The sequence below is a fragment of the Streptomyces canus 299MFChir4.1 genome, assembly GCF_000383615.1.
GTDB classification, from domain to species: domain Bacteria; phylum Actinomycetota; class Actinomycetes; order Streptomycetales; family Streptomycetaceae; genus Streptomyces; species Streptomyces canus_C.
Genome location: NZ_KB911678.1, coordinates 1 through 5412 on the forward strand (window position 1 = coordinate 1; position 5412 = coordinate 5412).

A 5412-nucleotide genomic window follows, 5' to 3' on the forward strand; every position below is an offset into this window, starting at 1 on the left:
CGCGGGGAACTGCGCGACCAGCCCCCACGCACCCGCACCCGCCCGACGACATCGCGAGGCACCCTAATAGGCGCCCCGCTCAAGCCCAGCGTGGCGGTCAGTCCGAGATGAGGCCCTCCCGCAGCTGGGCCAGTGTGCGGGTCAGGAGGCGGGAGACATGCATCTGGGAGATGCCGACCTCCTCGCCGATCTGTGACTGGGTCATGTTGGCGAAGAAGCGCAGCATGATGATCTGGCGCTCACGGGGCGGGAGTTTGGCCAGCAGCGGCTTCAGGGACTCGCGGTACTCGACGCCCTCCAGGGCCGTGTCCTCGTAGCCGAGGCGGTCCGCGAGGGAGCCCTCGCCGCCGTCGTCCTCCGGGGCCGGGGAGTCCAGCGAGGAGGCGGTGTACGCGTTGCCGACCGCGAGGCCGTCGACGACGTCCTCCTCGGACACGCCCAGCACGGAGGCGAGTTCGGCCACCGTAGGAGAGCGGTCCAGCTTCTGGGAGAGCTCGTCGCTGGCCTTGGTGAGGGCCAGCCGCAGCTCCTGGAGGCGGCGCGGGACGCGGACCGACCACGACGTGTCGCGGAAGAACCGCTTGATCTCGCCGACCACCGTCGGCATCGCGAACGTCGGGAACTCCACGCCGCGTTCGCAGTCGAAGCGGTCGATCGCCTTGATCAGGCCGATGGTGCCGACCTGGACGATGTCCTCCATCGGCTCGTTGCGGGAGCGGAAGCGTGCTGCCGCGTAGCGAACGAGCGGGAGGTTGAGCTCGATGAGGGTGTCCCGGACGTACGCACGCTCGGGGCTGTTCTCGTCGAGTGCGGCAAGCCGCAGGAAGAGGGAGCGGGACAGGGTGCGGGTGTCGATGGCTCCGGACACCACCGGGAGAGCCGGGAGCGCCGGGGCCGGCGCGGCCTCGACAGTCGTGACGTCGTCGAGTGCGGGCTCGGCCTCGCTCTTTGTGAGCGTGAGCACCTTCGAGCTGCCCTGTTCTGCGGACATGCCACCCCCTTTGGGTCGCGGGACGGTCGCGGCGAACGCCCCGTGGTGGAACGTCAGCCTTCACCTGAATACCGGAGCCGAAGCCTCGGCAAACGCGCTTCCGGCAGAATGTCACATGTCGGCAACACGCTGTAGTGACATGTCGACATGTGAGACCCGAATACGCCCTGGATAAAGGGGTTCTGACGGTTTTTCGGCCCAGAAGGGCCGGGAACGGCGCCGGTGAGCGATTCGCTCGTGCCGGTTACTTCTCGATCCCGCTTGCGAACTGCGGTGTTCCGGAACGTGCGACCGTGCGCCCCTTATGCATCGGCAATCCGCCGAAGACTATGCGTCGATCCGATTGGCGGATCGAAGCCGCTGGAAGCTACGCGCGAGTAGCCTCGAAACGTGCATCTGTGAGACGCCGAGTTCCGCGCTGATTTGCGACTGGGTGAGATTGCTGTAGTAGCGCAGCAGCAGGATTCGCTGCTCCCGTTCCGGAAGTTGCACCAGGAGATGGCGGACCAGGTCGCGGTGTTCCACGCCGTCCAGGGCCGGGTCCTCATAGCCGAGCCGGTCGAGCAGGCCCGGCAGTCCGTCGCCCTCCTGGGCCGCCTCGAGCGAGGTGGCGTGGTACGACCGTCCGGCCTCGATGCAGGACAGCACCTCGTCCTCGGTGATGCGCAGCCGCTCGGCGATCTCGGCGGTCGTCGGGGTGCGCCCGAAGGCGGTGGTCAGGTCCTCCGTGGCGCCGTTGACCTGCACCCACAGCTCGTGCAGCCGGCGCGGTACGTGGACGGTGCGGACGTTGTCGCGGAAGTACCGCTTGATCTCGCCGACCACGGTCGGCATCGCGAAGGTCGGGAACTGCACGCCCCGGTCCGGGTCGAAGCGGTCGATGGCGTTGATGAGCCCGATGGTGCCGACCTGGATCACGTCCTCCATCGGCTCGTTGCGGGAGCGGAAGCGGGCCGCCGCGTAGCGCACGAGCGGGAGGTTGGCCTCGATGAGCGCCGTCCGCACCCGGTTGTGCTCCGGCGTGCCCGGCTGGAGCTCCTTCAGCTGGCCGAAGAGCACCTGGGTGAGCGCCCGGGTGTCGGCGCCGCGACTGCGTGGGGCGGCCTCCTGGGGGGCCTCCTGGGGAGGCGCGGTACTGGCCGACACGGTCAACGCCACCTCTTCGCTGGTCAACTCATCCGTCAAAAGCGGTCATAGCATCACAAGACATGTGCACTGTGTGCAAGCACCGCATAACGTTGGGTTACGCCGTGTTGAGAGGCAACTGGGGTGAAGGACGCAGAAAAGCCTCCCGCCGTTCCCGGCAGGAGGCTTCGGAGCGCTCGGGCTCAGTACGCGTAGTCCGCGATCACCCAGGTCGCGAACTCCTTCCACAGCGCCACGCCCGCCTGGTGCTCCGGGTGCTCGACGTAGGTGCGCAGCGCGGTCACGTCCTCGAACCCGGAGTTGATGGCGAAGTCGTAGGCGATGGGGCGGTCGCTGAGGTTCCAGCCCAGCTCCCAGAAGCGGATCTCGGGGATCTTGCCGTCCAGCGCGCGGAAGGCCTCGACGCCCTCGACGACGCGCGGGTCGTCCCGCTCGACACCTTCGTTGAGCTTGAAGAGGACGAGGTGGCGGATCATCTGAACTCCCAGCTAGTGCGCGCCGTCGGCCAGCCATGTGAAGAAGTCGCCCACGGCCTTGGCGGCGTCCGATATGCCCTGGAACCCTATCTGCACGTACTCGGCAGCCTGTTTCGGGTCCGTGATGATCACGTACATCACGAAGACCACGAGCACATAGACGGCGATCTTCTTTCCGTTCACCGCCACCGCGGCCTCCCCCGCTTCTGGTACTGCTGTGCCTACTGGGGCGCGAGTGTAGCCGGGGCGATCAGTACGCACGAAGGGCCCCGTCTGTCGACGGGGCCCTTCTCAAGCGGTAGCGGAGGGATTTGAACCCTCGGTGACTTGCGCCACACTCGCTTTCGAGGCGAGCTCCTTCGGCCGCTCGGACACGCTACCGAGGGAGACCTTACAGCAAGGTGGGGCGTGCTTTGAAATCCGTATTCAGCGGTCTCTGAAGAACCCCGTGAGGAGCCTGGCGCACTCGTCCGCGAGGACTCCCCCGACCACCTCGGGGCGGTGGTTGAGGCGCCGGTCGCGGACGACATCCCACAGGGAGCCGGCCGCGCCCGCCTTCTCGTCCCGGGCGCCGTAGACGACCCGGTCCACCCGGGACTGCACGATCGCGCCCGCGCACATCGTGCAGGGCTCCAGCGTGACCACGAGCGTGCAGCCGGTCAGCCGCCACTCGCCGAGCTCCGCCGCCGCCCGCCTGATCGCGAGGACCTCCGCGTGCGCGGTCGGGTCGCCGACCGCCTCGCGTTCGTTGTGGCCGGCCGCGAGCACGGTCGTACCGTCCGGGGACAGTACGACGGCGCCCACCGGCACGTCCGCGCCCGCCCGGCCGGCCTCGTCCAGGGCGAGCCGCATCGCGGCCCGCCACCGGTCGCGTACCGGGTCCGGGGCGTCCTCGTTCCCGGTCCCGGTCCCCGCGGTCAGCGGACGGTCTCCAGGACCTCCGAGGCGCCCAGGGCCTCGGCGATCTCGGTGAGGGCGTCCTCCGACAGGGCCTTCAGCTCCTTCTCGCTGACGCCCAGGTCGTCGAGGACCTGGGGGTCGCCGACCGGGCCGTGCGGCACGGCCTCCCCGGAGCCGACCGCCTCGGCGGTGACGTCCTCGTCGTCCTCTTCCTCGTCCTCACCGTCCTCGGTGCCGTCGAGGTCGAGGGCGTCGAGGTCGGGGTCGTCGGCGGGCTCCCTCCCGAGCAGTTCGTCGGTGAGCAGGATCTCGCCGTACGAGCTGCGGGCGGCCGCGGCGGCGTCCGAGACGTAGATACGAGGGTCTTCCTCGCCGTCGATGCGGACGACGCCGAACCAGGCGTCCTCCTGCTCGATCAGCACGAGCACCGTGTCGTCCTCGGCCGCGGCTTCCCGGGCGAGGTCGGCCAGATCCGACAGCGTCTCCACATTGTCGAGGAGCTCTGTGTCGCTCGCTTCCCACCCGTCTTCGGTGCGCGCGAGCAGTGCGGCGAAGTACACCGTGACTCTCCCACTGGTCATAGGTGTGCCGGTTGGGGGTCCCCCCGGCGGAGGTTCGGGTGGGGAGAGCTCGGCTCCGAGCCCCACCCACTCGGAATCGTGGCAGAAACAAGGCGTTCAGGGGACGTCTTCGGCACCCTGTGTCCGGTGGTTTTGATCGCACGTGCGTCGGCACGTCGGTGAAGGACTCACCAGCGCACTCGTCGCCGCCACGAGCGGGATCGTACGCGGCTTTCCCAAGGGCCCACGCACGGCCACCTGTTCAAGGCGGTTCGAGTTGCGTGATCTTCGTTACCAGCGGAAGGTCCGCATGCGCATCGCGTGCCGCAGCCGGGCGACCTTCGCGCGGCGCGGCTGCACCCGGTCGCGCAGTTCCCGGGCCTCCGCGAGATCGCGCAGGAACTGTGCACGACGGCGACGGCGTTCGGCGTCGGTCTCCTGTGACGGCGGTTCGTGCGACACGTCGTGCGACGGCTTGTGCTCAGGCAGGTCAGGCATCGGTTCATCACCCCAGTCCGTCCCTCCCACGTTCCCCCCGTCGGGCGGTTTGACGCCAGCGCGAGGGGTTCGAAGGTCCCGGCTACTGTTGTGGACATGCGTCTCCACGTCGTCGACCACCCTCTGGTCGCCCACAAGCTCACCGCGTTGCGCGACCAGCGCACCGACTCCGCGACCTTCCGCCGCCTCGCCGACGAGCTGGTCACCCTGCTCGCCTACGAGGCCACACGCGACGTGCGGACCGAGGCGGTCGACATCCGCACCCCGGTCGCCGCCACGACCGGCGTGAAGCTCTCCTACCCGCGCCCCCTGGTGGTGCCGATCCTGCGGGCCGGGCTCGGCATGCTGGACGGCATGGTCCGTCTGCTGCCGACCGCCGAGGTGGGGTTCCTCGGCATGATCCGCGACGAGGAGACGCTCCAGGCCACGACGTACGCGGCGCGGATGCCGGAGGATCTCTCGGGGCGCCAGGTGTACGTCCTCGACCCGATGCTCGCGACCGGTGGCACGCTGGTGGCGGCGATCCGTGAGCTGATCAAGCGCGGTGCGGACGATGTGACGGCGGTCGTGCTGCTGGCCGCGCCGGAGGGTGTGGAGATCATGGAGCGCGAGCTGGCGGGTACGCCGGTGACGGTGGTCACGGCTGCGGTCGACGATCACCTCAACGAGCACGGTTACATCGTCCCGGGGCTGGGGGACGCGGGCGATCGGCTGTATGGGGCGGCGGAGTAGTCGGTTGTCGGTTGGGTGCGGGTTGGTGGGGGCGGGCGTTTTGCGCAGTTCCCCGCGCCCCTGGTGCCTGCGGCGCAGCTGCGGGTCCGGTGGGGGCTTGTGTAGCGCG

8 protein-coding genes and 1 tRNA gene are annotated in these 5412 nt (G+C 69.0%); 1 reads left to right on the forward strand and 8 read right to left on the reverse strand.

Going from position 1 to position 5412, the window contains the following annotated elements; all coding sequences use genetic code 11:
* Positions 1 to 97: 97 nt before the first annotated feature.
* From H293_RS0148550 to H293_RS0148585, 8 genes are all read right to left on the reverse strand, one after another.
* Entirely contained in the window at positions 98 to 991 is an 894-nt protein-coding gene (locus tag H293_RS0148550) for an RNA polymerase sigma factor SigF (protein ID WP_020124968.1), read from the reverse strand.
* A gap of 327 nt (positions 992 to 1318) precedes the next feature.
* Positions 1319 to 2149, reverse strand: a complete 831-nt coding sequence (locus H293_RS0148555) for an RNA polymerase sigma factor SigF (RefSeq protein ID WP_020124969.1) — start codon at positions 2147 to 2149, stop codon at positions 1319 to 1321.
* Positions 2150 to 2319: 170 nt separating this feature from the next.
* The gene (locus H293_RS0148560) at positions 2320 to 2613 is read right to left on the reverse strand and encodes a Dabb family protein (protein WP_020124970.1); all 294 of its coding nucleotides are present in this window, start codon (positions 2611 to 2613) and stop codon (positions 2320 to 2322) included.
* A 12-nt stretch (positions 2614 to 2625) separates the two neighbouring features.
* Positions 2626 to 2802, reverse strand: coding sequence for a hypothetical protein (locus tag H293_RS59640; RefSeq protein WP_020124971.1), 177 nt, complete (start codon positions 2800 to 2802; stop codon positions 2626 to 2628).
* Between the two features lie 107 nt (positions 2803 to 2909).
* Positions 2910 to 2994 (reverse strand) — tRNA-Ser (locus H293_RS0148570).
* Between the two features lie 45 nt (positions 2995 to 3039).
* Positions 3040 to 3465, reverse strand: a complete 426-nt coding sequence (gene tadA / locus H293_RS0148575) for a tRNA adenosine(34) deaminase TadA (RefSeq protein ID WP_020124972.1) — start codon at positions 3463 to 3465, stop codon at positions 3040 to 3042.
* A 65-nt stretch (positions 3466 to 3530) separates the two neighbouring features.
* Complete coding sequence (locus H293_RS0148580; RefSeq protein ID WP_020124973.1) at positions 3531 to 4073, reverse strand: tRNA adenosine deaminase-associated protein; 543 nt, start codon at positions 4071 to 4073, stop codon at positions 3531 to 3533.
* Positions 4074 to 4364: 291 nt separating this feature from the next.
* A complete protein-coding gene (locus H293_RS0148585) occupies positions 4365 to 4571 on the reverse strand; it encodes a hypothetical protein (protein ID WP_020124974.1) in 207 nt (68 codons plus the stop codon).
* Positions 4572 to 4667: 96 nt separating this feature from the next.
* On the opposite strand from H293_RS0148585, the gene upp reads away from it, so the two are divergent.
* On the forward strand, positions 4668 to 5303 hold the full coding sequence (upp, locus tag H293_RS0148590; protein ID WP_028808880.1) for a uracil phosphoribosyltransferase: 636 nt from the start codon (positions 4668 to 4670) through the stop codon (positions 5301 to 5303).
* The last annotated feature ends 109 nt before the right edge of the window (positions 5304 to 5412 follow it).